Annotated in this window: 28 protein-coding genes; 9 read left to right on the plus strand and 19 right to left on the minus strand. The window is 68.3% G+C overall.

Translation table 11 applies throughout. The annotated features are described in order from the left end of the window. Positions 1-175: 175 nt before the first annotated feature. Both folP and ACT86A_RS24150 read left to right on the plus strand, forming a co-directional pair. On the plus strand, positions 176-1,060 hold the full coding sequence (gene folP, locus ACT86A_RS24145) for a dihydropteroate synthase (RefSeq protein ID WP_445094488.1): 885 nt from the start codon (positions 176-178) through the stop codon (positions 1,058-1,060). Beyond that, complete coding sequence (locus tag ACT86A_RS24150; RefSeq protein WP_445094489.1) at positions 1,057-1,995, plus strand: glucosyl-3-phosphoglycerate synthase; 939 nt, start codon at positions 1,057-1,059, stop codon at positions 1,993-1,995. Before folP ends, ACT86A_RS24150 begins: the two co-directional genes overlap by 4 nt. 9 nt (positions 1,996-2,004) lie before the next feature. Here ACT86A_RS24150 and ACT86A_RS24155 read toward each other — a convergent pair whose 3' ends face one another. The 8 genes from ACT86A_RS24155 to sigE form a co-directional block, all read right to left on the minus strand. Then, positions 2,005-2,337, minus strand: coding sequence for a hypothetical protein (locus tag ACT86A_RS24155; RefSeq protein ID WP_445094490.1), 333 nt, complete (start codon positions 2,335-2,337; stop codon positions 2,005-2,007). Positions 2,338-2,557: 220 nt separating this feature from the next. Beyond that, positions 2,558-3,634, minus strand: a complete 1,077-nt coding sequence (locus ACT86A_RS24160) for an XdhC family protein (protein WP_445094491.1) — start codon at positions 3,632-3,634, stop codon at positions 2,558-2,560. Positions 3,635-3,715: 81 nt separating this feature from the next. Next, the gene (locus ACT86A_RS24165) at positions 3,716-4,072 is read right to left on the minus strand and encodes a hypothetical protein (RefSeq protein WP_445094492.1); all 357 of its coding nucleotides are present in this window, start codon (positions 4,070-4,072) and stop codon (positions 3,716-3,718) included. 600 nt (positions 4,073-4,672) lie between these two features. Next, positions 4,673-5,530, minus strand: coding sequence for a hypothetical protein (locus ACT86A_RS24170; protein ID WP_445094493.1), 858 nt, complete (start codon positions 5,528-5,530; stop codon positions 4,673-4,675). A 51-nt stretch (positions 5,531-5,581) separates the two neighbouring features. Continuing rightward, positions 5,582-5,998, minus strand: a complete 417-nt coding sequence (gene tatB / locus ACT86A_RS24175; RefSeq protein WP_445094494.1) for a Sec-independent protein translocase protein TatB — start codon at positions 5,996-5,998, stop codon at positions 5,582-5,584. Positions 5,999-6,031: 33 nt separating this feature from the next. Continuing rightward, entirely contained in the window at positions 6,032-7,567 is a 1,536-nt protein-coding gene (locus ACT86A_RS24180; RefSeq protein WP_445094495.1) for a S1C family serine protease, read from the minus strand. A 10-nt stretch (positions 7,568-7,577) separates the two neighbouring features. Then, entirely contained in the window at positions 7,578-7,976 is a 399-nt protein-coding gene (locus tag ACT86A_RS24185) for a hypothetical protein (RefSeq protein WP_445094496.1), read from the minus strand. 61 nt (positions 7,977-8,037) lie between these two features. Continuing rightward, a complete protein-coding gene (gene sigE / locus ACT86A_RS24190; RefSeq protein ID WP_445094497.1) occupies positions 8,038-8,685 on the minus strand; it encodes an RNA polymerase sigma factor SigE in 648 nt (215 codons plus the stop codon). A gap of 286 nt (positions 8,686-8,971) precedes the next feature. Here sigE and ACT86A_RS24195 point away from each other — a divergent pair, with 286 nt between their 5' ends. Next, complete coding sequence (locus ACT86A_RS24195; protein WP_445094498.1) at positions 8,972-9,607, plus strand: O-methyltransferase; 636 nt, start codon at positions 8,972-8,974, stop codon at positions 9,605-9,607. Positions 9,608-10,309: 702 nt separating this feature from the next. Here the strand turns inward: ACT86A_RS24195 and glgC are convergent. Next, positions 10,310-11,524, minus strand: coding sequence for a glucose-1-phosphate adenylyltransferase (gene glgC, locus ACT86A_RS24200; protein WP_445094499.1), 1,215 nt, complete (start codon positions 11,522-11,524; stop codon positions 10,310-10,312). 137 nt (positions 11,525-11,661) lie between these two features. Between glgC and glgA the strand changes: the two genes are divergently transcribed. Next, positions 11,662-12,819: a glycogen synthase gene (gene glgA / locus ACT86A_RS24205; RefSeq protein ID WP_445094532.1), complete on the plus strand. Its 1,158-nt coding sequence runs from the start codon at positions 11,662-11,664 to the stop codon at positions 12,817-12,819. 18 nt (positions 12,820-12,837) lie between these two features. Here glgA and ACT86A_RS24210 read toward each other — a convergent pair whose 3' ends face one another. The 9 genes from ACT86A_RS24210 to ACT86A_RS24250 all read right to left on the minus strand — a co-directional run bounded on the left by ACT86A_RS24210 (position 12,838) and on the right by ACT86A_RS24250 (position 20,881). After that, positions 12,838-13,713, minus strand: a complete 876-nt coding sequence (locus tag ACT86A_RS24210; protein ID WP_445094500.1) for a methyltransferase domain-containing protein — start codon at positions 13,711-13,713, stop codon at positions 12,838-12,840. Further along, positions 13,714-13,881: a DUF3117 domain-containing protein gene (locus ACT86A_RS24215; protein ID WP_011211259.1), complete on the minus strand. Its 168-nt coding sequence runs from the start codon at positions 13,879-13,881 to the stop codon at positions 13,714-13,716. It lies immediately after the preceding gene. A gap of 142 nt (positions 13,882-14,023) precedes the next feature. Next, the gene (locus ACT86A_RS24220) at positions 14,024-14,617 is read right to left on the minus strand and encodes a DNA-3-methyladenine glycosylase I (RefSeq protein ID WP_445094501.1); all 594 of its coding nucleotides are present in this window, start codon (positions 14,615-14,617) and stop codon (positions 14,024-14,026) included. Next, on the minus strand, positions 14,614-14,934 hold the full coding sequence (locus ACT86A_RS24225) for a DivIVA domain-containing protein (RefSeq protein ID WP_445094502.1): 321 nt from the start codon (positions 14,932-14,934) through the stop codon (positions 14,614-14,616). Before ACT86A_RS24225 ends, ACT86A_RS24220 begins: the two co-directional genes overlap by 4 nt. A gap of 44 nt (positions 14,935-14,978) precedes the next feature. Beyond that, a complete protein-coding gene (locus tag ACT86A_RS24230) occupies positions 14,979-16,106 on the minus strand; it encodes an Mrp/NBP35 family ATP-binding protein (RefSeq protein WP_445094503.1) in 1,128 nt (375 codons plus the stop codon). 19 nt (positions 16,107-16,125) lie between these two features. After that, entirely contained in the window at positions 16,126-16,989 is an 864-nt protein-coding gene (locus tag ACT86A_RS24235; protein ID WP_445094504.1) for a lytic transglycosylase domain-containing protein, read from the minus strand. A 132-nt stretch (positions 16,990-17,121) separates the two neighbouring features. Further along, positions 17,122-18,579 (minus strand): lytic transglycosylase domain-containing protein, encoded by a 1,458-nt coding sequence (locus ACT86A_RS24240; RefSeq protein WP_445094505.1) that lies wholly within the window; start codon positions 18,577-18,579, stop codon positions 17,122-17,124. A gap of 84 nt (positions 18,580-18,663) precedes the next feature. Beyond that, positions 18,664-19,314, minus strand: coding sequence for a DUF1003 domain-containing protein (locus ACT86A_RS24245; RefSeq protein ID WP_445094506.1), 651 nt, complete (start codon positions 19,312-19,314; stop codon positions 18,664-18,666). Between the two features lie 283 nt (positions 19,315-19,597). Beyond that, positions 19,598-20,881: a magnesium transporter MgtE N-terminal domain-containing protein gene (locus ACT86A_RS24250; protein WP_445094507.1), complete on the minus strand. Its 1,284-nt coding sequence runs from the start codon at positions 20,879-20,881 to the stop codon at positions 19,598-19,600. Positions 20,882-20,939: 58 nt separating this feature from the next. Here ACT86A_RS24250 and ACT86A_RS24255 point away from each other — a divergent pair, with 58 nt between their 5' ends. From ACT86A_RS24255 to ACT86A_RS24265, 3 genes are read left to right on the plus strand one after another with little or no spacing between them, the layout of a single operon-like run. Further along, the gene (locus tag ACT86A_RS24255) at positions 20,940-21,896 is read left to right on the plus strand and encodes an HpcH/HpaI aldolase/citrate lyase family protein (protein WP_445094508.1); all 957 of its coding nucleotides are present in this window, start codon (positions 20,940-20,942) and stop codon (positions 21,894-21,896) included. A 12-nt stretch (positions 21,897-21,908) separates the two neighbouring features. Then, on the plus strand, positions 21,909-22,400 hold the full coding sequence (locus tag ACT86A_RS24260; protein WP_445094509.1) for a YflT domain-containing protein: 492 nt from the start codon (positions 21,909-21,911) through the stop codon (positions 22,398-22,400). A gap of 4 nt (positions 22,401-22,404) precedes the next feature. After that, positions 22,405-22,986: a suppressor of fused domain protein gene (locus ACT86A_RS24265; protein WP_445094510.1), complete on the plus strand. Its 582-nt coding sequence runs from the start codon at positions 22,405-22,407 to the stop codon at positions 22,984-22,986. A 35-nt stretch (positions 22,987-23,021) separates the two neighbouring features. Here the strand turns inward: ACT86A_RS24265 and ACT86A_RS24270 are convergent, their stop codons facing one another. Beyond that, positions 23,022-24,104, minus strand: coding sequence for a magnesium and cobalt transport protein CorA (locus ACT86A_RS24270; RefSeq protein WP_445094533.1), 1,083 nt, complete (start codon positions 24,102-24,104; stop codon positions 23,022-23,024). A gap of 53 nt (positions 24,105-24,157) precedes the next feature. On the opposite strand from ACT86A_RS24270, the gene ACT86A_RS24275 reads away from it, so the two are divergent. Together ACT86A_RS24275 and ACT86A_RS24280 are read left to right on the plus strand one after the other, a co-directional pair. Continuing rightward, positions 24,158-25,012 (plus strand): PHP domain-containing protein, encoded by an 855-nt coding sequence (locus ACT86A_RS24275; RefSeq protein WP_445094511.1) that lies wholly within the window; start codon positions 24,158-24,160, stop codon positions 25,010-25,012. Continuing rightward, on the plus strand, positions 25,009-25,275 hold the full coding sequence (locus ACT86A_RS24280) for a hypothetical protein (RefSeq protein WP_445094512.1): 267 nt from the start codon (positions 25,009-25,011) through the stop codon (positions 25,273-25,275). Before ACT86A_RS24275 ends, ACT86A_RS24280 begins: the two co-directional genes overlap by 4 nt. Positions 25,276-25,563 lie beyond the last annotated feature (288 nt).

Raw genomic sequence — 25,563 nt, forward strand, 5'->3', positions numbered from 1 at the left:
GCACCGACCCTCCCGCAATCGCCCGGGCCGCCGGCGAGCGCGCAACGCGCGAGCCGGACGGGGTGAAGCGGGGTCGATGTTCTCGGTCGGGCCGCGAGTGGCGTCTGTACACAAATCCCGGCACCGTGCGGCGTGCGTGCCCGTACTAGCGCAACAGCTGGCTAGAGTCGTTGGCATGTTCAGCTCGATCGCGGCACCGCGTCCCACACTATGCGGGCGGCCGGTGGCGACGGATCGGGCGCTGGTGATGGCGATCATCAATCGCACGCCCGACTCCTTCTACGATCGCGGCGCCACCTTCTCCGATACGGCGGCCATGGACGCCGTCGCCCGCGCGGTGCACGAGGGCGCCGACCTGGTCGACATCGGCGGTGTGAAGGCCGGCCCAGGCGACCCGGTCGATGCGGCCGAGGAGACCCGCCGGGTGGTGCCGTTCGTCGCGGCGATCCGTGCGCGATACCCCGAGCTACTGATCAGCGTCGATACCTGGCGCGCCGAAGTGGCGTCGGCCGCCGTGCGGGAGGGCGCGGATCTGATCAACGACACCTGGGCGGGGGCCGACCCGGAGCTGGTCCCGGTGGCGGCGGCCCACGGGGCGGGGGTGGTGTGCAGCCACACCGGTGGCGCGGTGCCGCGCACCAGGCCGCATCGGGTCCGCTATACCGACGTGGTGAACGAGGTCACCGAGAAGGTGGTGCGCGCGGCCGAGAACGCTCTCGCGGCGGGTGTGCGCGAGGACTCGATTCTGATCGATCCGACCCACGATTTCGGCAAGAACACTTATCACGGGCTCGAACTGTTGCGGGGAGTCGACGTTCTTGTAAAAACCGGATGGCCGGTCTTGATGGCGCTGAGCAATAAGGATTTCATCGGGGAGACTCTTGGTGTCGGTCTTTCCGAGCGGCTGGAAGGCACGTTGGCGGCGACAGCATGGTCGGCGGCGGCCGGTGCCAGAGTCTTTCGTGTCCACGAAGTCGCGGCCACCCGGCGGGTCGTGGACATGATCGCCGCGATCCAGGGCATCCGCCCCCCCGCACGAACCTTGCGAGGTCTGGTATGACATTCCAATCCGTCGAGCCTGCCTGGGCGACCACCAACACCTGGGACACCCCGAACTGGACGGTGGACGAGCTCGTCGCCGCCAAAGCGGGGCGCACCGTGTCGGTGGTGCTGCCCGCGCTGAACGAAGAGCGGACCGTGGCCGAGGTGGTGGCCAGCATCCGGCCGCTGCTCGGCACGCTGGTCGATGAGCTGATCGTGCTCGATTCCGGTTCGACCGACGCGACCGCGCAGCGGGCCCGCGCGGCGGGCGCCGAGGTGATCAGCCGCGAGCAGGCGGTGCCGGAGCTGGAGCCGGTCCCCGGCAAGGGCGAGGTGCTGTGGCGTTCGCTGGCGGTGACCAGCGGCGACCTGATCGCTTTCGTCGACTCCGACCTGATCGAACCGGACCCGGCCTTCGTGCCGAATTTGCTCGGCCCGCTGCTCAGCATGGACGATGTGCATCTGGCCAAGGCCTACTACCGCAGGCCGCTGCGCCAGGGTGGCGCGGTGGACGCGCACGGCGGCGGACGGGTCACCGAACTGGTCGCGCGCCCGCTGCTCGCGGCGCTGCGGCCGGAATTGTCGCAGGTGTTGCAGCCGTTGGGTGGTGAGTACGCGGGAACCAGGGAGCTGCTCACCTCGGTGCCGTTCGCGCCGGGCTACGGCGTGGAGATCGGGCTGCTGCTGGACACCTACGACCGGCTCGGGATATCCGCGATCAGCCAGGTCAACCTGGGCGTGCGCACTCATCGGAACCGGCCGCTGGCTGATCTCGGGGTGATGAGCCGTCAGATCCTCGGCACTGTGCTCGGCCGCAGCGGCGTTCGGGACTCCGGCGCGGCGCTGACCCAATTCCCGCTGATCGGCGATGAATTCACCGCGCACAGCACCGAGGTGTCGCTGATCGACCGCCCGCCGATGAACACCGTGCGGCCGGCCCGGGCGGCGGCCTGAACGGTCGGGTCAGGACCTGTTGGCTCGTGGATCGCGCATGTACCCGGCTTCGATCAGCGTGCGGAACGCCACGTTCTTGTAGACGCATTCCGATGGTGCGCAGACCCGATGGCGCTGCATGAGTTCATGTGCCTCCGCCACGGTCAACGGCCCGAGGGGTAGTTGCTGGGGACGACCGATCGGACAACTCGGCAACCGGGGTATGACCTGCTCCGCGATCCCCTGCTCGGCGATGCCGACCCGGCGCCGCCGGGGCGCCGGCCCATGCAGCAGCCCGATGGTGGCGATCAGACTCGCGGCACCCGCGAGCGAGCAGAGGACGGCGATCTGAGTGGCGGACACGGCGCTATCTCCTCTCGGTGGAGCGGACCGGGCAGAGCGTGGCGGGGCCGAAAGCGCAACGCACCGTCACCTACTTGTAGTTAACTTTCAGCAAATTGAATGGGCGAATGGGCGCGGGCCGTGCAAGTGGGAGCCGTGCCACTCGACCACTGGGTCTGGCGGCGGTATTCCCGGCAATTCGGAATTCAATCCGCCTCGTGCGGATGAGACTTCGAGCAGTTCAGCGGTGAATGGGACCGTCGATCCGGTCCAGCGGCAGGGCGGACGCGCCGGCGCGTTCGGCGAGAATCTGAGCGGCGACAGAGATGGCCGTCTCGTCCGGGGTCCCCGCGTTCAGGTCCAATCCCATCGGGCTCTTCAGTCGGGCGAGCTGGTCGTCGGTAACTCCGGCGGCGCGCAGCCGAGCGATGCGCTCGGCATGGGTGCGTCGCGAACCGAGGGCGCCGACGAAGCCGATGCGCGGGAATGCCAGTGCCGCGACCAGGGCCGGAACGTCGAACTTGGTGTCGTGGGTGAGCACGCAGACCACGGTGCGATGGTCGATCCGCCCGGCCTGCTGTTCGCGGCGCAGATACCGGTGCGGCCAGTCCACCACCACCTCGTGGGCGGAAGGGAACCGGGCGGTGGTGGCGAAGGTTTCGCGGGCGTCCACGACGGTAACGCGATAGCCGAGCTGGCGACCGGTGCGGCTGAGCGCACGCACGAAATCGTTCGCGCCCGCCAGAACCATGCGCGCCGGCGAGGCGAAGACCTGTACGAATGTCCGGGGCCGCAGCGAGCCGTGCGGCGTGCACTCATCGGCGCCAACGATGCCGCTGCGACCGGCGCTGAGCAACGCCCGCGCGTCGCGATCCACGCCGTGCCACGGTTCGGTATCCCCGGCCGGCAGAAGTTTCCATTCCGGCGTGACGTCCAGCGTCGTCGCCACGGCCACCGGGGCGCCGTCGTCGACCCGCTGCCGCAGCGTCGAGAGCAGCGGTAGCCGCTCGACGGTAATTCGCTCGACGAATATCTCGATCTCGCCGCCGCAGGTCAAACCGACCGCGCCGCTGTCGGCGTCGGCATAGCCGAACCGGTCGGTCACCGCGTGCCCGCTCGCCAGCACCTCGTCGGCCGACGCGACCACTGCCGCCTCGACACACCCACCGGACAGTGAGCCGAGGACATCGCCGGACTCGGTGACGACCATCGCCGCGCCCAGCTCACGGGGGGCGGCCGCGGTGGTGTCCACCACGCGTGCCAACGCGACGGGTCCGCCTGGCAGCAGGGTGATCAGATGCCCCAATAACGCGCGCACTGGACCGGTCCTCTCGGCGAACGGGTCCGGCCAGAGCGTGTCGGGCCCGAGACGGACGGCGAGTTCCGCCGTACCGCCAGCCTAGTTACGTGGCGGCAATCGGCGCAGCATTGCCGCTGCGGCAGCTCTTCGCCTCGCCTGCGCCTCGTCCAAGTCGTCCGCCGTCGCGGACAGCGGCTCGCCCGTCGCGTGCTCGGAAGCCGTCACGTCCTCGGGTTCTGCCGTGTCCTTGGATACCGTTGTGTGGTTGGACGCCGCTTCGTTCGCGGAACTCTCCGGCGCGGGTGATGCGGCAGCCTGCTCCTGCTCGAGCCGGGCTTGGAGTTCGGCCACGGAGAGGTGGGAGCGCGACGGCGTCGGCCGCAGCAGCATGGTGGCGACCAGGACCAGCAGCCCCGTCACCAGGACGGCGCCGCCGATGAGCAGAAGCGGATTCACTATTTCCTCCTTGCCGGACGCCTCGCGTGCCCGTGTGGAGCTGGCGATAGGGCGCGTCGGGCTTCGGCAGGCGCCGCGGGGTCGAGCGGTTCGGGCCGCGGTGCGGATGGACGCGGAACTCGCCGGTATCGAACCTCGATTACGGACTCGAGCTCGCCTATCAGTCGGTTATTTCTCAGCTATTTTAGGTGGTGCGCTGGAACCCGATATCGGCGGGGTCGGGTGACCCGTGCCACACCCGCCCGCGGCTGCTTGGATCAACGCGCTGGACGCGACTGAACAGCTCTTTCCCTCGACGTGACGGAGCAACGGCAGCGTGCTTCCGGTGTGCGGTCTCCGGGCCTGCGATCGATTGCGGTGCGTGTGCTCGCTTGGGTCTGCGCGGTGCGCGCTCACTGAATTTTCCGATGCGGCCGACTCTGCGCTGGGGCGTGCCCACCACCACGAGCGCTGAATCGCGGTCTGCGAGAACGGGCCTCGTGTGAGCCCTGCCAAGCGTCACGGGCCCTTCGGGTTTCGGCCTGCATGCCGAATCCCGCTGACGTCCTTGCTGAGCGGTGTCGATCGCCTACAGCCGGGCAGTGGGTCCGGAAAGGCGGTTCAGCGGCGCGGACCCGGTGCGGACGAGCGGGTTTCGGGATCGTGGCGATAGACCGGTGTGAGCAGTTCGGCCTCCAGCGGTTCGCCGGTCGCGCGGTCGAAACGGCAGGCGATCAACACCGAGAACAGGTGGTTGTCCGCTCGCTCGTGCAGCGTGGCCAGCCGGGTGGCGAGCAGACGGATGGCGCCGAGCGAGCCGGGTGGGTGCAGGCCGTCGATCATCAGCACGGTGCCGCGGCGGTCGGGCCGTGGCAGCCTGGCCAGATAGGCGATGTCGTGTGGTTCCGGGCCATCCGGCCGGTACACCCGCCGGGCAGCGCGATCTTCTATGCCTCGGCGCGTGTCGCCCACTCTCACCACGGCGCGGCGCAGTCGCGGGTCGGCAGCGACCAATTGGCGCAGGCTGGGGGATAGTTCCGGGCCACCGAGCACGATCAGTCCGTCGCGGTGCAAGTCGACCGGGCGGCCGGGAAGGAATGGCTCGACCGCGACCGTGAAGCCGAGTTGGCGAAGTAGTTCGGCCAACCGCCGCGGCGCGGCGGGATCCGGTGCGCCGATCACCCGCCCGGCGCGCACCTCCGGGGCGAGCACGGTGAGCGAACCGTGCCCGAAGAACAGTCCTTCCGGCGCCGGCCCCTGGGTACTCACCTGATGGATGCGGGCACGGGAAAGGCCCGCCGCCGCACCGATTCTGGCGAACGTCCAGCCTTCGGCATGCAGTTCGCGGATCACGGCACGCCGAATCCTGGTCAGTTCGTTGATGGTCTGCTGCGCCGCCGCCACCCCATCGGTGGCCGCCTTCAGTCGCTCGACCTTATCCTCGATTGCGAACACGCGCGCCACGTCATCGGCCGACATGTGCGAAGTCTAGACAGCCGAACACCGCATGGTGTCTAGACTTCTTGACGATCAGGTGGCGTCGGAGTCGATCGGAGGACGTTCGTTGCGCTCCAACGGCTTATCCAACTTGGGCATCGGATAGTCCGGCATTCCGCTGTTCGTGCTGTACAAATCCTTCGGATCGGGCAGCGCGCCAGTGAAATCCTGGAACAGCGAATCGTCGCCATTGAGAAGATGTTTGGTCACCATCGCGCGCGGAGTCATCCCGCGCAATTCGTTCAAGTCGGCCAGTGGCTTGCGCAGATCCTCGAATTCCGGCCCGAGTTCCTGGCGCAGCTGCGAGGTCGCGCCACTGGCGTAGTCACGCACCTGCCGGAGGCTGCGCGTGGTCCAGCGCACGGCACCGGGCAAACGCTCCGGTCCGAGAATGACGAGGGCGGCAACGAGCAGGATGACCATCTCGCTCCAGCCGATGTTGCTGAACACGTAATCAGGCTACCCGGCGGTCCGGTCGGCAGGTCAGTCGGATTCCAGCCGCACAGGCACGTCAACCTGCCTGCCATCGCGGATCAACTGCACGTTCACCGTCTCGCCGGTCTTGTGTGACTGCACCGCGACCACCAGTTCGTCCGGCCCGGTGACCTCGCGGTCGCCGACCTTGACGATGATGTCACCCTCCACGATCCCGGCCCGCGCGGCCGGACCACCGGGCGTGACATCCGCCACCGCCGCGCCGCTCATGACCTCGTTGGCAACCTGCTTGGTCCGCGCGCTGAGGCCGATGATCGGGTGGTGCACGACGCCGTCGCGGATCAACGTCTGCGCGACCTCGGTCATCATGTCCACCGGTATGGCGAAGCCGAGGCCGACCGAGCCGCCGGTTTCGCTGCGGATGGCGGTATTGATGCCGATGACCCGGCCGTCCATGTCCACCAACGCGCCACCGGAGTTGCCCGGGTTGATCGACGCGTCGGTCTGCACCGCGTCGATGACCGCCTTCGTGTCGCTGCCCTCGCCCTCCAGTTTCACCGGACGGTGCAGGGCGCTGACGATGCCGGAGGTGACCGTCTTGCTCAGCCCGAGCGGCGAGCCGATGGCCAGGACGTCGTCGCCGACCTGTACATTGCCGGACTTGCCGAGCTGGGCAACTGTGAGATTTTTCACATCGACCTTCAACACCGCGAGATCGGTCTTCGGGTCGCGGCCGACGATCTGGGCGGGGATCCGGGTGCCGTCGGAGAACTGCACCTGGATCGCGGCCCGATTGCTCTTGTCCTGCGCGGCCATCGAGATGACATGGTTGTTCGTGACGATGTAGCCGCCGCCATCGATGACCACGCCGGAACCGGTGGCGCCGTTGTCGCCGACGGTCACCCGGATGGACACGACCGAGGGCAGCACCGCGTTCGCGACCTGGGCGATCAGGCCGTGCGGGCGATCGCCGCCGCCGGTCTGCTCCAGGGCGACCTTGCGCGAGGTGAGCGTCGAAGCCGTTTCCGCGGTCAATCTGCCGACCAGTCCGCCGAGCAGGCCGATGACCAGCGCGACCAGCGCGAGCAGCGCCAGTGCCTTGGGCGCGACCCGAGCGCCGAACAGCACCTCGCGCGCGCTGAGCTTCTCGGCCCGGGGCAGCGGCTGCACCTTGGGCGTCGACACGGCGGGAGCACCGAGGCGGGCGGCGGCCTCGGGATCACGCCACGGGTCGGCGGGACCGGCGATCGGCGCGGGGCCACCGGCGGCATCGGGATCGCGCTGCAATAGTTCGGTGGAACCCTGGGGGCGGCCGAACGCCTCGGCCAGCACCGCGTCGGGCGGACGATTCTGCAATTCGGGGCCGCCGCGCGCCGCGTCAGCGGTGCGGGTCGCGAGCGGTTCGGCGAACGAGCCGGACAGGCCGGACGGCCGGCGGAAGGCGCGCGCGGTGTGCGTGTCGACATGGGGCCGGTAGACCGGGCGCGGACCGAGCACGGGCGCGTCCGATGGACGGAGATTCCCGCGGTCGGCCGCCGAATCCGAGGTGTCGGCCGATCCGGAATTCGTCGATTCGGTGGTCACTCGGAAAACTTTACTTGCGCCACCAGGTTGCCCATCGAGCCGCGGTGAACGAATCGGTCAGAAAACCGAAAACCGCATCGTTGCGGGGTGTCTGGCGCACCCCTGGTGTCGCGGTCTGCGAGCTGGAAGCGGCACCCGGCAATTCCGCGAGCGGAATCCTGGTCAAGCTGTCGTGCAGTCCGGTGGGAATTGCCACGTTGCCCGCGTGCCGCAACGCGATACGCGCCTGCTGCTGTGCATCGACTTCCGCCGCGCACTCCGGGCACAACGAAAGGTGCTGAGCGGCGCGCAGGTAGGCATTCATCCGCAGTTCGCCGTCCACGTAAGCCGCGATCGCCTCACTCGCCAGATGCTCGGTGGGGCGAAAGCGAGGCGCACGACGACCGGACGTACTGGAGTCGCCACTCATTCGGTGCTCACCCTTCCAACCGACATCGACCGATTTGTGGGCGATGCCGGCTTGCGACGAATCACCCTATGTTCGTGTCAGCGGCGAACCGCTGCTCACTTCCATTATGCGCAAGGTAGTCGCGCAGCGCCTGCCGCCCACGGTGGATCCGGCTGCGCACAGTGCCCAGCTTCACGCCGAGCGTAGCGCCGATCTCCTCGTAGGACAGTCCCTCGATATCACACAGGACCACGGCCGCGCGGAATTCCGGCGCGAGCGAATCCAAGGCGGATTGCAGGTCGGGATCGAGGCGGGCGTCGTGGAATGCCTGTTCCGGACCCGGGCCCTGCGCAGGCACCCGGTCGTAGTCCTCGGGCAGCGCTTCCATCCTGATCCGGTTGCGGCGGCGGACCATGTCCAGGAACAGGTTGGTGGTGATCCGGTGCAACCAGCCCTCGAACGTGCCCGGTTGGTAGCTCGACAGCGAACGAAACACCCGGATGAAGGTCTCCTGTGTGAGGTCCTCCGCGTCCTGTGCGTCGCCGGAGAGCCGATAGGCCAGTCGGTAGACCCGGTCGGCGTGTTCGCGAACCAGCTCGTCCCACGACGGCATGGCGGACCGGTCGCCGGTCGCATCGAAAGCGGCAGTCCCGCTCAGCTCGAGGTCGTCGGCTTCGACAGGCAGGATCTGCTCGGGCAAGGTGGCGGACTGACGCGCCGCATCGACCATGTGGATGGGGCTACCTCCTACTAGGGACCGCACAGCTGGGACCTGCTCGGGTCCGGGTGAACGAACCGTCGCGTACGGATACAACCGACATGCGGTATGTCGTTGTTCCCGCGTCCCGTGTTAAAACACGGTCGGTGGTCTTGCGTTGCCCATACTCTTTCTGGTCCTGATATGGGCGGGTTATGGAGATCCTGAGGGACACCTGAGAAAAACGGCCGGTGGAATTGATGGCGGCGCGTGTTGTTCGGAACGCCGAGACCACCTGCCCGGCGTTAGCCTCATACCCGTGGCATCGAATCTGGAGCGGAATCTCGCTTACGTGGAGGAATCCGTCGTAGAAGACGAGATCCTCGTCGGCGCGCGCGAACGGGCCACCGAACTCGGCGTGGCGCCCGTGCCGCCCTCGGTGGGCGCGCTGCTGAGCATGCACGCGCAGTTGCTCGGCGCTCGGGCCGTGGTCGAGGTCGGCACCGGCGCGGGCATCAGCGGGCTGTGGCTGCTCGACGGCATGCGCGAGGACGGCACGCTGACCACGATCGATTCGGAGCCGGAGCACCAGCGCGCGGCCAAGGAGGCGTTCCGCGCCGCCGACATCCCGCCCGCGCGAACCCGCCTGATCAACGGCCGTGCGCTGGATGTGCTGCCGCGCCTGGCCGACGGTGCCTACGATCTGGTCTTCATCGATGCCGCGCCGCCGGAGCATCCGGAATATGTCGCCCAGGCGGTGCGATTACTGCGTACGGGTGGGGCCATTCTGCTGCACAACGCGCTGCTGGGCGGCCGGGTCCCGGACCCGTCGCAGCGGGATCCGGCTACCCAGGCGGTGCGCTCCGCTACCCGCGCGATCGCGGAGAATCCCGAACTCACCTGTGTGCTGATTCCGGTCGGTGACGGATTGCTCTGCGCCTCGCGCAGTTGGTGATACTTCCCACCTCTGGTGGGACGTGGCAAGCCGTGCTGCACCCGAGGTTATCGGCTTTTTGTGCTTGCGGTCGAATTCTCTGGACGTTCTCGGTCTGGTCGCCGCAGGCGCATGTGGTTGATTTGCGTCCCGGCCGGTGGAGTCCCCGAATCTGTTCTGCACGGTCGGGTTCGGCGCATGCTTCACCGGAGCGCACGGGAACTGGATACTGGTGGGGTCGTGGTCTGTGTAATCCGGAAGAGGGTGCGGCGCTGTGATGATGTTCCTGTGGGACGAGGACGAGCGTCGCCCCCGTCCGATCCACTGGGGTCGGACAATGGTGGCCTTGGCCGCGGTGTTGTTATTCGCCGTACTGGTGGTCTATTTGGTCAGCACCGCCGATTTCGGCGGCACCGCGAAAACGACGGTAACACGCACCCCTGGCCCCTGCGCGCCATTCTGCATAAGCCCCCCTACCCCCGCCCCACAGCCGGGCCAACCCTGATTCGGCCACCACGGAACAACTGACCCCGCAAGAACTCGGCCACCACGGAACAACTGACCCGGCAAGAACCCGGCCACCACGGAACAACTGATTTCGCGAGAACATGGGTAACTCACCGGGTACCCCCAAAACCCAACCTGCACTCCACGCAGGACCTGAACGCAAATCTCGCGCCACCCAACCCGTACGGCCTAAAAACCCGGAGAGGCGGGACCGCGCTAGACCCAGACGCCCTTGCCGACTGTGACCACGCCGCCATTGCTGACGGCGAACCGGCTGCGGTCGCGTGCCATGTCCACGCCGATGATCTCACCCGCGCCGACGACCACGTTCTTGTCCAGGATCGCGCGCCGCACCACCGCGCCGCGTCCGACCCGGACGCCGGGCATGAGCACACAACCTTCGACGGTGGCGCCGTCGTCGACCATGACATTGGCGCTGAGCACCGAATTGCGCACCGTGGCCGCGGACAGGATGCTGCCCGCACCGACGATGCACTCCTGTGCCAGCCCGCCCTGGGCGAACTTGGCCGGTGGTAGGTTCTCGGCCGCGCCCCGGATCGGCCAGTGCCGGTTGTAGAGGTTGAACACCGGATGTACCGACACCAGATCCATGTGCGCGTCGTAGAACGCGTCGATGGTTCCGACGTCACGCCAGTAGCCGCGGTCGCGGTCGGTGGCGCCGGGCACGTCGTTGTCGGCGAAGTCGTAGACGCCCGCCTTTCCGGCGGACACCAAGGACGGGATGATGTCGCCGCCCATGTCGTGGTCGGAGTCGGCGCTGTCCGCGTCCGCCCTGATCGAATCCACCAGCACCTTGGTGGTGAAGACGTAGTTGCCCATGGACGCGAAGGTGACGTTCGGGTCGTCCGGAGTGCCCGGCGGATGTGCGGGCTTCTCCAGGAATTGAGTGATCCGGCCGGCGTCGTCGCTGTCGATACAGCCGAACGCGCTCGCTTCGTTACGCGGCACCCGGATTCCCGCCACGGTCACGCCCGCACCGGAATCGATGTGGTGGCGCACCATCTGTTCCGGGTCCATGCGGTAGACGTGGTCGGCGCCGAACACCACGATGTAGTCGGGGTCTTCGTCGTAGATCAGGTTCAGCGACTGCATGATCGCGTCCGCGCTGCCGGTGTACCAGCGTGGCCCGAGCCGCTGCTGCGCCGGCACCGGGGTGATGTACTCGCCCGCGAAACCGGAGAGCCGCCAGGTCTGCGAGATGTGCCGGTCCAGCGAGTGCGACTTGTACTGGGTGAGTACACACAGCCGCAGGTAGCCCGCGTTGACCAGATTGCTGAGCACGAAGTCGATGAGACGGTACGCGCCCCCGAAGGGGACCGCGGGCTTGGCGCGGTCGGCCGTGAGCGGAAACAGACGCTTGCCCTCGCCACCGGCGAGCACGATTCCCAGGACGTGCGGCTGGCTCCTCACATCTGCCAAACTACCGGGTGCAGCGGCGGTAAGTGGCCCAGGCCGAGCTGAACGTCTAGTTTGAATCCGTGAGTTTCGGCACGGATGACGGGCGCGCGCCGGCGGATTCCAGCGGGCGGGACCGACTTCGGGTCGCGATGCTGACCCGCGAGTACCCGCCCGAAGTGTACGGCGGGGCCGGGGTGCACGTCACGCAGCTGACCGCGCATTTGCGCCACCTGTGTGAGGTGACCGTGCACTGCATGGGCGCCCCGCGCACGGATGCCGTGGTGCACCAACCGGATCCGTCGCTCTATGCCGCCAACGCCGCGCTGCAGATGATGTCCACGCAGCTACGGATGGCCGACGCCGTCGGTGAGGTGGACGTGGTGCACTCGCATACCTGGTACAGCGGCCTGGCCGGGCATCTGGCCGCGACCCTCTACGGCATCCCACACGTGTTGACCGCGCATTCGCTGGAACCGCGCAGGCCGTGGAAGGCCGAGCAGCTCGGCGGCGGCTACCGGATCTCGTCGTGGTCGGAGCGCAACGCGGTCGAACACGCCGACGCGATCATCGCGGTCAGCGAGGGCATGCGCCGCGACGTGCTGGACGCCTACCCGTCGATCGACCCGGCCCGCGTGCATGTGGTGCACAACGGCATCGACGGCGGGGTGTGGCATCCCGGCCCGCCGTCGCAGGACTCCCCATCGGTGCTCGCGGAGCTGGGCGTGCGCACGGACCGGCCGATCGTGGCGTTCGTCGGGCGGATCACCCGGCAGAAGGGTGTGGGTCACCTGCTGGCCGCCGCCCGCGACTTCGATCCGGAGATCCAGCTCGTGCTGTGCGCGGGCGCACCGGATACGCCTGAGCTGGCCGAGGAGACCACCGCCGCGGTGCACGAGTTGCGGCGCCGCCGCGGCACGGTGTTCTGGGTTCGCGAGATGCTGCCGACCGAGCAGATCCGGCAGATCCTGGCCGCGGCGTCGGTGTTCGTGTGTCCGTCGGTGTACGAACCGCTGGGCATCGTGAACTTGGAGGCGATGGCCTGCGCGACGGCGGTGGTGGCGTCCGATGTCGGCGGTATCCCCGAGGTCGTATCGGACGGAAGCAATGGACGGCTCGTGCACTATGACGCCGGTACCGCCGCGGACTATGAGCGTGCGCTGGCCGCGGCGGTGAACGAACTCGCCGGTGACCCCGTGCTCGCGGCCGAGTTCGGTGCCGCGGGCCGTACTCGGGCGGTTTCCGAGTTCGACTGGTCGAGAATCGCGGCGCAGACACTCGACGTCTACGACAAGGTTCGCAAGGGCTGACGGCCGACGCAGTAGCGCTCAGACCGCCGCGCGGTAAGTGCCGACGACCACGGAGGCGGTCACCTCGATACTCGCGGGCAACCGCGCCAGGCGGGCGTCGTCGGCGGCCGCGTGATGCGCGGACGGCCCCATGCCCACGACGTTCGCGACATCGGCTCTGGTCAGCCGCATCGGATACTCGACCATGACTTGTTCGACGGGTTCGAAATGTCCGGTCATCGCGGCGTCCAGCCTACGGTCCTTGTCCGGGTCGACGCGCACCATATCCAGCGGGCCGACCAACTCACCCAGATGCCGCTCGGTGGGTGTGGCGATGACGAAGCGGCCGTCCTCGGCGAGCACCCGGACGACCTCGCCGGGGTTGCGCGGTGCGAAGACGGACAGCACGGTGTCGAGCGAGCCGTTCCGGATCGGCAGCCCGCGCCAGGCGTCGGCGAGTACCGCCGCGGCCCGCGGATGGGCGCGCGCACACCGCCGGACAGCAGGTTTGGCCACGTCCAGCGCGATACCGACGGCCAGGGGAGCGGCGTCGAGTACTCGGGCGAGGTAGTAGCCCGTGCCCGCGCCGACCTCCAGTACCGCGCCATCCGTCCGTCGCGCGGTGACCGCGCGCGTCACGGCGTCGGCGATCGGCGCGAAATGTCCTCCGTTCTGGAAGGCGGCCCGCGCTTCCAGCATGGCCGCGCTGTCACCGGTCATCTTGGTCGACGTACCGGTCATCAGGCTGACATAGCCCTGTCTGGCGACGTCGAAGCTGTGCCCGCGTCCACAACGCAGCGCCCGGTCCCGCGGTTCGACTCCGAGCGCGGGTGTGTCCTGGCGCGCCCGCAAACATTCGGGGCACGCCAGGACAGCCGCGGCAATGGCGAGAGCCGAGTGCTCAGCCTCGGCCACTCAGCTGGTGACGCTCTTCAGTTCGTCTCCGAGCGCCGCTGCCTCGTCCGGCGTGAGTTCGACGACCAGACGCCCGCCACCCTCGAGTGGAACCCGCATAACGATTCCACGCCCTTCCTTGGTTGCCTCGAGGGGACCATCCCCGGTGCGGGGCTTCATGGCCGCCATCCTCTGCTCCCTCCAGATCTGCGCGGTATGCTGCGCACTTTCTTTGGAACTCCAGTTGTCACCAACTAGTGAGCTCGCCGGCGTTTGGCGAGCTACACCCGTCCTATTCTTCCCTATCGCGGAAGTGGACGGATAGCTGAGTTCAAAAAGTGACCGGTCGGCAGGTGCCGGACAGGTCGCTGCCAACCCAGCAATCGGCCAAGTGATCGTCGACCATCCCGGTCGCCTGCATCAGCGCGTATGCCGTGGTCGGGCCGACAAAACGGAACCCCCGTCGCTTCAATTCCTTTGCCAGCGCGACCGATTCGGGCGTGCTCGCCGGTACGTCCGCACCGGTGCGTGGACGGGGGCGCGGCGGCGGGGCGAATGACCAGAGCAACTGGTCCAAGCTGGTGTCGAGGTGCAGCGCGACCCGGGCGTTGGCGATGGCCGCTTCGATCTTGCGCCGGTTGCGGACAATGCCCGCGTCGGCCATCAGCCGGGCGATATCGGCGTCGCCGAACTCCGCGACGCGCTCGATCGAGAATTCGGCGAACGCCGCACGGAAGGCCGGACGCTTGCGCAGGATGGTCAGCCAGGACAGCCCGGACTGAAACGCCTCCAGGCACAGCCGCTCGAACAGCGCGTCATCACCATGCAGTGGCCGGCCCCACTCGTAGTCGTGATACTCCCGGTACAGCTGGGTTTCCAGCGGCCACGGGCAGCGGACCAGGCCGTCATCGGCAGGCGCCGTCATTTCGACTCCGGCGCGATCGGGGTCTGCCACCGCGCGGCCTGCGCCTCGGCCAGCTGATACTGCAATTCATCGATCCGGGCGGCCAACCTGGCCAGCGCCCAGTCCACTTCACCGGTCTTGTATCCCCGTAGCACCTGCTGGAAACGCAGCGCGCGCACGTCGGCCCCGGTGATCCCCTCGACGGGCAACACCGTGGCGGTGGTGCCCTCCGGCAGCGGTCCGAGTTCCTCGGACCGCCCGAACACCGCACTGGCGAGCAGAAAGAGCACCGCGGCAACCAAGCCGACGATCAGCACGTACAGCAGCATGGTGAGCATGGTGTGAGTCTAGAGTTGTTCGGCAGCGCCGCCGGCGCTGCAAATTAGACAGAGCCGATGCCGAGGGACATTCCGGCGAGGCCGCGGCGGCGGACGGCGAGTTTGTCGGCGACCTCGACCAGTGCCTTGGCGGCGGGGTTCTCCGGGTCGCGCAAGACGATGGGGGTGCCTTCGTCACCCGCTTCGCGCAATGCCTGCTCGATCGGGACCTGGCCGAGCAGCGGCACGGTCGCGCCGACCGCGCGGGTCAGGCGGTCCGCGACCGCTTGGCCGCCGCCGGAGCCGTACAGATCCATCCGGGTGCCGTCCGGCAGATCCAGCCAGGACATGTTCTCCACCACGCCCGCGATGCGCTGCCGGGTCTGCAGGGCGATCGCGCCCGCTCGCTCCGCCACCTCCGCGGCGGCCGGCTGCGGGGTGGTGACGACCAGGATCTCCGCCCCGGGAATCAGCTGCGCGATCGAGATGGCGACGTCGCCGGTGCCCGGTGGCAGGTCGAGCAGCAGGATGTCCAGGTCGCCCCAGAACACGTCGGCGAGGAATTGCTGCAAGGCCCGGTGCAGCATCGGGCCGCGCCACACCACGGGAGTGTTGCCCTGGGTGAACTGCGCGATCGAGATCATCTTCACGTCGTGTGCGACCGGCGGCATGATCATCCGCTCGACCTGGGTCGGCCTGGCGTCGGTGCCGAGCATGCGCGGGATGGAGTGGCCGTAGATGTCCGCGTCCAGCACGCCGACGGACAAACCACGTGCGGCCATGGCGGCGGCCAGGTTCACTGTGACGCTGGATTTTCCGACCCCGCCCTTGCCGGAGGCGACCGCGTAGACGCGGGTCAGTGAGCCGGGCTGGGCGAACGGGATGACCGGGTCGGCCGAGTCGCCGCGCAGCTGCCTGCGCAGAGCGGTGCGCTGCTCGTCGTTCATCACGTCGAGGTCCACGGTCACCGCGCCCGCACCGGGTACGTCGGCGATGGCCTTGGTGACCCGCTGCGTGATCTCGGTGCGCAGCGGACATCCCGCGGTGGTGAGGTAGATCTCGACGTGGACAGCGCTGTCGGCGCCGATCACGACACTCTTCACCATGCCGAGCTCGGTGATCGGCTTGCGGATCTCCGGATCGTCGACCTTCGCGAGGGCGCCCCGTACATCCGATTCCGTAACCACTGCCATGGCCGGAATTTTAGGCGCGTCAGATTTTCGGCGTGTCTCCGGCCCAGGGTGCGGCCCCTGTGCTGTAGGAGGTCGCCCAGGACATGACGTTCGCGACGTAGGCCATGGAGTGGTTGTAGCGGAGGATCGCCTTCGTCCGCTGAGCCGGATCACGCATGTTCAAACCGCCGTCACACAGGTAGCGGCCGGTGGTCAGGGCGGCGTCGAAGAGGTTCTGCGGGTCGGCGATGCCGTCACCATTGCCATCGGCCGCGTAGTGCTTCCAGGTTTGCGGCAGGAACTGCATCGGACCGATCGCGCGGTCGTAACCTGCCAGGCCGTCCAGCGCGCCGTCGTCGGAGTCGCCGACAACCTGGTTCCCCGACAGCGAACCGTCGAGGACCGGGCCGTAGACCGGGCTCAGGGGGTTGCCGTCGGCGTCGGCCTTGCCGCCGAACGCGTGCGTGGACTCGACCCGGCCGATGCCCGCCAACAGGGACCACGGCATGCCGCACACCGGATTCTCCGCGGCCAGAATGCGTTCCGCGTTCTGGTAAGCCGCCATGGAGATGCCGGGGACGCCCATCGGTCCCGCCGGCAACTCGGCGCGTTGCCGATCATTCGGCAACGCAACGGTTTTCACTACCGGTGCCGCGGTGGGCGCGGCCTTCGCCATCGCGTGCGCGACGAATTCGGTGGCCGCGAGCGGGTCGGCGGATTGCGGTCTGGCGCCGTACGCGTCCTGCTCGTTCTCCGGTGTCTGGACCGCGACCGCCAGGGGAGCGGCGTCGCCCCCCTCGGAGGCGGACGCGACGGTGACGAGCCCCGCGGGAACCAGTCCGGTCAATGCGATAACTGAGCTTCGCCGTACTGTCGCCGGCGATTGTTTTCGGTGACGCCCCACGGTGTGGTGACCCTCCCATGGCTCGCTGTGAGCCTTTCGTTATGGATGGAAGGAAGGTTACCGCATCCGAGATCTTTTTGTTACTGCTTCGTGATCTGATAGCCGGTTTGAATCACTGTTGGGGCGTGGGTTTTACGGGGACGTGGGTGTTTCCGGGAAAGGGATCACGATGCCGAACGGGAGGGTGATGCCGGGCTGCGGGATCGGTGCGGCTTGGGCAGGTTCGGGTTCGGTGGTCGTGCTGGGTTCTGGGTTGTTGTGGGGCGCCGCGTCGTTGGCGGGAGCGTGCGGTGCGGTGTCATGCCTGGATACGCCGGGGTCGGCGGCGCGCCCAGGAGCGGTGTCGGCCGGTCCGGTACCGGGTGCGGGGCATCCGGCGGCCGGCGGGTCGGAGAGGGCGGGTTGCCCGGCCGTCGCGGCTTCGCCCGGGTCGCCGGGGCGGGCGGCGGCCGGGTCGGGTAGCTGCCCGGGGGCCGGGCCGTAGGGTTCGGCCGGTGCCAGCGGAAGCGGCGCCGGCGCCGGCCGACCCACCCGTGGCATCGGCGCGGGAATCGGCTGCCGCACACACGCATCCACCGGCGGCGCCGGCGGGGCGGGGCAGAAGATGCCACACGGAATCGGCGGCAACCCCGGAATGGTGATCATCACCTGCGCCGGCGGCGGCGGAGGAACCGGACGCGGCGGCGAGGCCGGGCTCGGCGCCCGCCCCGGATCCGGCACCGCGGGCGTGGTGATCGTGGCCATCTCCGATGACGGCGGCACCATCGTCGAGATTCCCGGTGGGATCAAATCCGGGGAGATCTGTACCTGCGTCGGCGCACCGCCATTGCGGTAAGCCGTCGACCAGCTCAACACATTGCCCGCATAGGCTAGTGAATGGTTGTACCGCAAGACCGCCCGCAACTCCTGGGCCGGATCCCGCAGATCCGCACCCCCCGAACACAAATACTTTCCCGCCGCCAACGCCGCATCGAACACGTTATTCGGATCGGCCACCCCGTCGCCGTTCCCGTCCGCGGCATACGTCGCCCACGTCCCCGGCAAGAACTGCATCGGGCCCAGCGCCCGCACGAACTTCCCGTCCGCGCCCCGCAACACCTCGTTACCCGGCAGAGTCCCATCCAATGCCGGACCAAAGATCGGCGCCACCGTCGTACCCGCCGCATCTGTACGGCCACCCCGCGCATGCCCCGATTCCACCCGCCCGATCCCCGCCAGCAAACTCCACGACAACCCGCACCCCGGCATCGACGACTCCAACGCCAACTCCGCATTCCGATAGGCCGCCAACACCACCTCCGGAATACCCAACACACCCGCGGCCGCGGGCAACGAAAAATCCTGCCCCCCAATCCCCGGCGTCGGCCGACCCGGCCCCGGCGTCACCGCCCGCAACCGCCGCGGACCCTCCGCCGACACCGGCAACAACCCCACTACTCCCGACGACGACACCCCGACCGCACCCGCCCCTGGCGCCGCCGCCAACACACCCGGCGTCCGCACGACCGGCCCCGAATCCACCCCCGAACCACTCACCACTACGCCGGCGACCACCAAAGCCGAGACCGTCACAGGAGCAGATACACGCATCCGGCCACACCCAATCCGTCGACGTCACGGGAGCGGTTGTCCGGGACAGCCCTGCCCGGGTCGCTCGGGACAACGTCGTCCAGGCTACCTATCGGGCAGGTCGTTGTCGGGTATTTCCGGTTCATCCTCGGTTACCAGCGGTGAAACCGGTGCCGGAGCAGACTTTCGGCCGGACCTTTTCTTGCGGCCGGCCTTTCCGCTTCCTCCCGTGTGAATCTCGCGTTGCAGGGATTCCGAGGACTCGATCCGATCCAGAATTCCTTTCATTTCTTCCAATTCACGGCGCAGGTAATCGCGGGTGGCCACCTCGCCGACAGCCAGGCGCAACGCCGCGAGTTCCCGGGCCAGGAACTCGGTGTCCGCCTTGGTCTGAGCGGCCCGCATCCGGTCCTCCTCCAACGCGACCCGGTCCCGGTTGTCCTGCCGGTTCTGCGCGAGCAGGATCAGTGGCGCGGCGTACGCGGCCTGGGTGGAGAAGGCCAGATTCAGCAGAATGAACGGATACGGGTCCCAGCGCAGCGTGACCACGAAGACGTTCATGAGAATCCAGACCGCCACCACGAGCGTCTGGAACACCAGATATCGCCCCGTGCCCAGGAACCGCGCCACCTGCTCGCTGCTGCGGGCCATCGCTTCGGGGTCCCACTCCAACCGGAACCGACCGTCGACCGGCGTCTCCAGGCGCTGCCGTGCCCTGCTGTGGCCGAGCCGCGCGCCGGCGTCGCTGTCGGTCATACTGTGTCCTTTCCCACATGCTCGCTCATGCGGTATCTCCGTTGGCATGCCCGCCGCTCATGCTGTGTTTGTCTGTCGGCATGGGCGGGGCCCTGCGTGGTCACACTGCGCTGCCGCCTCCGGGCCTGACCGCTCATGCCGTGTTGTTTGTCGGCATGGGCGGGGCCCTGCGTGGTGATGCTGCGCTGCCGCCTCCGGGCCTGACCGCTCATGCTGTGTTGTTTGTCGGCATGGGCGGGGCCCTGCGTGGTGATGCTGCGCTGCCGCCTCCGGGCCTGACCGCTCATGCCTGGGCGGCGCGCTCGTCGTTGGTTTCCCGGTCACGCCAGTCCTCGGGCAGCAGGTGGTCGAGCACGTCGTCGACGGTGACCGCGCCGAGCAGGTGATTCTCGGCGTCCACCACTGGCCCGCAGACCAGGTTGTAGGTCGCGAAGTAGCGGGTCACCGCGGCCAGCGGGAGTTCGGGACGCAGCGGCGAGAGGTCGGTGTCGACAATGCCGCCGACGAGATGGGCGGGCGGCTCGCGCAGCAATTGCTGGATGTGCACCGAACCGAGGTAGCGACCGGTCGGGGTCGCGGTCGGTGGACGGACCACGAACACCATCGAGGCCAGTGCCGGGGTCAGATCGGGGTTACGCACTCGCGCCAGCGCTTCGGCCACCGTCGTGGACGGCGTCAGGACGACCGGCTTCGGCGTCATCAAACCGCCCGCGCTGTAGGGGGAGTGCTCGAGCAGCCTGCGGACCGGCTCGGACTCCTGTGGGTCCATCAGGGCAAGCAATGATTCGGCCTCGCCCTCGGGCAGTTCGCCCAGCAGGTCGGCGGCGTCGTCGGGATCCATCGCCTCCAGCAGGTCGGCGGCCCTGCGCACCTCCAGATGACTGAGCAGCTCGACCTGCTCGTCGTCGGGCAGTTCCTGCACCACGTCGGCGAGGCGTTCGTCGTCCAGTGCCACGGCCACTTCGACGCGCCGCTTCTCCGGCAACTCGCGCAGCAGCTGCGCGACGTCGGGCGCACGCATCCCCTCGAACTGTTCCAGCAGCTGGGTGACGTCCTGTCCGGGCCTGCCGATCTCATAGGGGGTCAGGCCGGAGACCATGGTCCAGTCGATCACGTGCACGGTGCGCCGGCGCCCGAGCCTGCGGTGTCCGCGCACCGCGACCCGCGCGACCAGCCAGTCCCGGCTGCGCGCCTGCTCGATACCGAGGTCGACCACGTGCACGTCGACGCCGGCCAGATCCGGCAGGTCCGGGTCCTCCACCCGCACCACCGAATCCACGATCTGCGCCAGAGCGAGCATTTCCCCAGGTCGCTGTGTGAAACGCCGCAGGCTGACCGTCCCGGTGTTCAGCGTGACCACGCCGGGTTCGATCGCGGTGACCCGCAGGATCGGCACGAAAATGCGCCGCCGGGTGGGCAGTTCGACGACGAGTCCGTGCACGCGCGGTTGCTGGCGGTCGTAGCGGATGGCCACGACGACGTCCCGGATCCGGCCGATAGACTCGCCGTCCGGTCCCAGCACCACCAGGCCGGCCAGCCTGGCGACGTACACCCTGGTTGCTGCCATGCTGCCAGGCTAGAGGTTCGCCGGCGGGCCGCCTGCGCCACCATCGATGGGAGTGATCATGAAGCCGCGCCGTTCGGTGCTCGCCTGCCCCGGCAGCAGCACGAAGATGATCGAAAAAGCCAAGACGTTGCCGGTCGACGAGGTCTTCCTCGATCTGGAGGACGCCGTCGCGCCGGTCGCGAAGGCGCAGGCGCGCGCGAATATCGTGGCAGCGCTGAACGACTCCGGCTGGGGCTCGCAGCTGCGGGTAGTCCGGGTGAACGACTGGAGCACCGAATGGACCTACTCCGACGTCATATCCGTGGTCGAGGGCGCGGGCGCGGCGCTGGACGCGATCCTGCTGCCCAAAGTGAGCGACGCCGGTCAGGTACGCGCCCTCGACCTGCTGCTGACCCAGCTGGAGAAGGCCTGCGGCCTGGACGTGGGCCGGATCGGCATCGAGCCGCAGATCGAGAACGCGCTGGGACTGCGCAATATCGATGCGATCGCCACCGCGAGTCCACGGGTGCAGACCCTGGTCTTCGGTCCGGCCGACTTCATGGCCAGTATCAACATGCGCACGCTGGTGGTCGGTGAACAGCCGCAGGGCTATGACACCGGCGACGCCTACCACCACATTCTGATGACCATCCTGCTCGCCGCCCGCGCGCACGGACTTCAGGCGATCGACGGCCCGTACCTGCAGATTCGGGATGTCGAAGGCTTCCGGCGGGCGGCCGCGCGCACCGCGGCGCTCGGGTTCGACGGCAAATGGGTGCTGCACCCCGGCCAGATCGAGGCGGCGAACGAGATCTTCAGCCCGCGCCAGTCCGACTATGACCGCGCCGAAGAGATCCTGGACGCGTACTCCTTCCACACCTCGGCCGACGGCGGCGCCCGCGGAGCGGTCATGCTCGGCGACGAGATGATCGATGAGGCGAGCGCCAAGATGGCCCAGGTGATCGCGGAGAAGGGCCGAGCCGCCGGCATGACGCGCACCACGCGTTTCACCCCACCGCCGAATCGGTCGCGATAGCAGAATAGAGACATGACGAATCCCTTGGGGAACTCCAACCGCGCGCGGCAGGGCCTTCCGACGCCGCCGTCGGGCTGGCCGGTCGGCTCCTACCCGACCTACGCCGAGGCGCAGAAGGCGGTCGACTATCTGGCCGACAGCCAGTTCCCGGTGCAGGACGTGACCATCGTCGGCGTCGACCTGATGCAGGTCGAGCGGGTCCTCTATCGGCTGACCTGGGGCAAGGTCATCGGCGGCGGCGTGGTTTCGGGCGCCTGGCTCGGCCTGTTCCTCGGTCTGCTGCTGAGCCTGTTCACCACCAGCGGCGCGTTGGGGCCGCTGCTCGTCGGCCTGGTCGGCGGCATCATCTTCGGCGTCATCTCGACCTCGATCCCGTACGCGGCGACCAGAGGCCAACGCGATTTCGCGTCCACCATGCAGCTGGTGGCCGGCCGTTACGACGTGCTGTGCGACCCGAAATCGGCCGAGCAGGCGCGTGACATGCTTGCGCGGTTGGCGATCTGACCGAATGGAAGTGGTGCAGACGGTCCGCACCGCGGTGCTGGGCCATTTCGGCGTGGCTGCCGCCAACGTGGACACGGCGTCGGTGACGTTCCTCGGCTTGGAGCCGATCGAGATCCTGCGCATCGTCGCCGGGGAGATGGTGCACTACGCGACAGTGGGCGGGTCGAGGCACCCGATGGGCGATCCCGCCGCGCCGCACGTGGATCCGCTGCGTGGGCCGCGCGCGGAGCTGGTGCTCACGCTGCGGTCCGGGGTGGGAGCGAGTTCGGGGCTGGCCAAGTCGCTCGGCGTGCTCGCCGCCGCGCCCGTCGTGGAAGGTGTTGTGCTGCAAGCGGATGCGCTGATGGACCTGGGTGAGCCGATGTGGCGCGACGCGCCGTTCACCGCGGTGCTGCTCGGCGACAGCGAGATTCCCGATGTCGTGCTGCCCGAGCCGGCCGAGCAGGTGCGGTACTTCGCGGTGACGCCGGTGACGGCGACCGAGGCGGCGTGGGTGCGGGTCCGCGGCGCGCAGGCGTTGCGAGAGGCGTGGCGGGAGGCGGGGATCGACGTGCGCGATCCGGGACGCGGCGCCGCCGGTCTGTGAGCCGCGTCGCGGCTGGCCTGGGAGCCGCGTCGCGGCTACAACCACTTGTTGCGACGGAACGTGATCAGCAAGCCCGAGCAGACAACGAGAATGACCAGCCACACCGCCGGATAACCCCAGGCCTGGTGCAACTCGGGCATGTAATCGAAGTTCATCCCGTAGATACCCGCGATCATGGTCGGCACGGCCGCGATCGCGACCCACGCCGAGATCTTTCGCATGTCGGTGTTCTGCTGCACGGTGACTTTGGCCAGTGCGGCGTTGATCAGCTCGCTGAGCGCCTCGTCGAAGTCGTTGATCCGCTCCGCGACGCCGGCGTGACGTTCGGTGACGTCGCGCAGATAGCGCCGGACCTCCTTGGGCATCGGCAGGTCCGGACTGCGGCCGAGCAGTTCCAACGGCGCGGCGAGCGGATTCACCGCGCGCCGCAGTTCCACCACCTCGCGCTTGAGCTGATAGATGGATTCGACAGTGATGACGCTGCGCGGGCTGAACGTCTGCTCTTCCATCTCGTCGATGTCGTTCTCGACCGACTGGGCAACCTCGATGTAGGAGTCGACCATCCGGTTGGTGATCGCGTGCAGCACGGCACCCGGTCCGAGTGACAGCTGGGCGGGGTCCTGCTCCAACGCCCGTCGCACTTCGGCGAGCCCGGAGTGCTCGCCGTGCCGCACCGCTACGACGAAATCGCGGGCGGTGAACACGACGATCTCACCGGTCTCCACGATCTCGCTGACGCTGTTCAGTTCGTGCTCGACGTAACTGACCGTGCGCAGCACCAGCAGCAGCATGTCGTCGTAGCGTTCCAGCTTGGGCCGCTGATGCTTGTGCAACGCGTTCTCCACGGCCAGCTGGTGCAGCCCGAATGTAGCCGCGACGTCGGCCATCTGCGCCGGGTCCGGATCGTGCAGGCCCACCCAGACGAATCCGGTTGCCTCGTCGCGCACTCGCGCGAGGGCCTGCTTGTGCGTGAACCGGCCGGGTAGACGCTTGCCCTCCACATACACCGCGCAGTCGACGATGGCCCGTTCGGTAGGCACCGGGATGAACCGCTGTTGCGGGGTACGACCGGATCCGCGAAACGGGGAGAGCGGGGAAAACGACGGCACGGTGACGATGCTACGTCGCTCGCGGGTGCGCCGAAGGGGCCGCGCACGGTAAGACTGAGGGCGTGCGCATCGACCTGCATACCCATTCGACCGCCTCCGACGGTACCGACACTCCAGCCGAGCTGGTGCGCAACGCCGCCGCGGCGGGCCTGGACGTGGTCGCGATCACCGATCACGACACCACGGCGGGATGGGCGGAGGCGGTCGACGCGCTGCCGAAGGGCGTCACGTTGGTCCGCGGCATGGAGATGTCCTGTGTCGGTTTGGGGGCGGACGGCTGGCCGGTTCCCGTGCATCTGCTGGCGTATCTGTTCGACCCGGCCGATCGCTGCTTCGCCGACGAGCGCGAGCGCCTGCGCGCCGAGCGGGTGGCGCGGCTGCGGGCGATGGCCGAGCGGATGGCGTCCGACGGACTGCCCATCGATCCGGACGCCGTGCTCGCCTCGGCCGGGCCGTCGGCAGGACGCCCGCATTTGGCGCGGGCGCTGGTCGAAGCGGGTGTGGTGCCGAGCGTGGACGCGGCATTCCTCGAGCTGCTCGCCCCGCACGGCCGCTACTACGCCGAGAAGGCCGACACCCCGCTGCGCCGTGCGGTCGAAATGGTCGCGAGCGCGGGTGGAGTCAGCGTCCTGGCGCACACGAGGGCGCGTAAGCGGGGCCGGTTGCTCGCGCTGGACGAAATCCGCGAGCTTGCCGGGCACGGACTCGGCGGCCTGGAGATCGCGCACCCCGACCATGCCGCGGCCGACCGTGCCCTGCTGACCGACCTGGCCGCCGAGCTCGGTCTGCTCACGACCGGTTCGTCCGACTACCACGGCGCGAACAAAACCATCCGGCTCGGCGAATTCAGCACCGATCCAGTGCAATTCGAGAAGCTCGTGAGCAAGGCCACCGGAGTTCCGGTGATCGCCCCGTGAGACTGGTGCGGGGGCTCAGCGGCCTCGTCGCCGCCGGCATATGCGTCGGCGCGCTCGTCGTGGTCGGCACCGCCGGGATCGCGGACGGGCGTGGGTTTCCCGGGCCTGGCGGCGAGTCCGTCGCCTGGCATCTGGCGGCCGCTGCCGTGGCGCTAGCGGCGCAGATCTATGCCGACCGGCATCGGGGCGCTGCCTGCTTGGCCGGATCGGCGGTGGTTTTCCTCGCTGCCGGGCTCTTGCTGTGGACGCAATGGTGGAGCTGAACCATCTGTTTCGGTGGCGGAACCGGTCTCACATCGGCCGGGCGCGCAACGGTGCGACAACTCACACCGTCGTAGCCGTGACGTCCGAGTTTTCGCTTACCTCGCCGTAATTCCCCCGCGCTATCGTGCAACCAGGACGCGACACAGCACGGAGGGAATTTGCTTGGCAATCCACCGACCGGACTGGCAGAATGTGTCGGATTCCCTGCCTACGCCACCGCTGGGTCGGGAAGTTACGGAGATCTCCGCCTCGCGACGTACCGCCGCGGGCAGCGGATCACCCGCATG

This window comes from Nocardia glycosmidis, assembly GCF_052545115.1.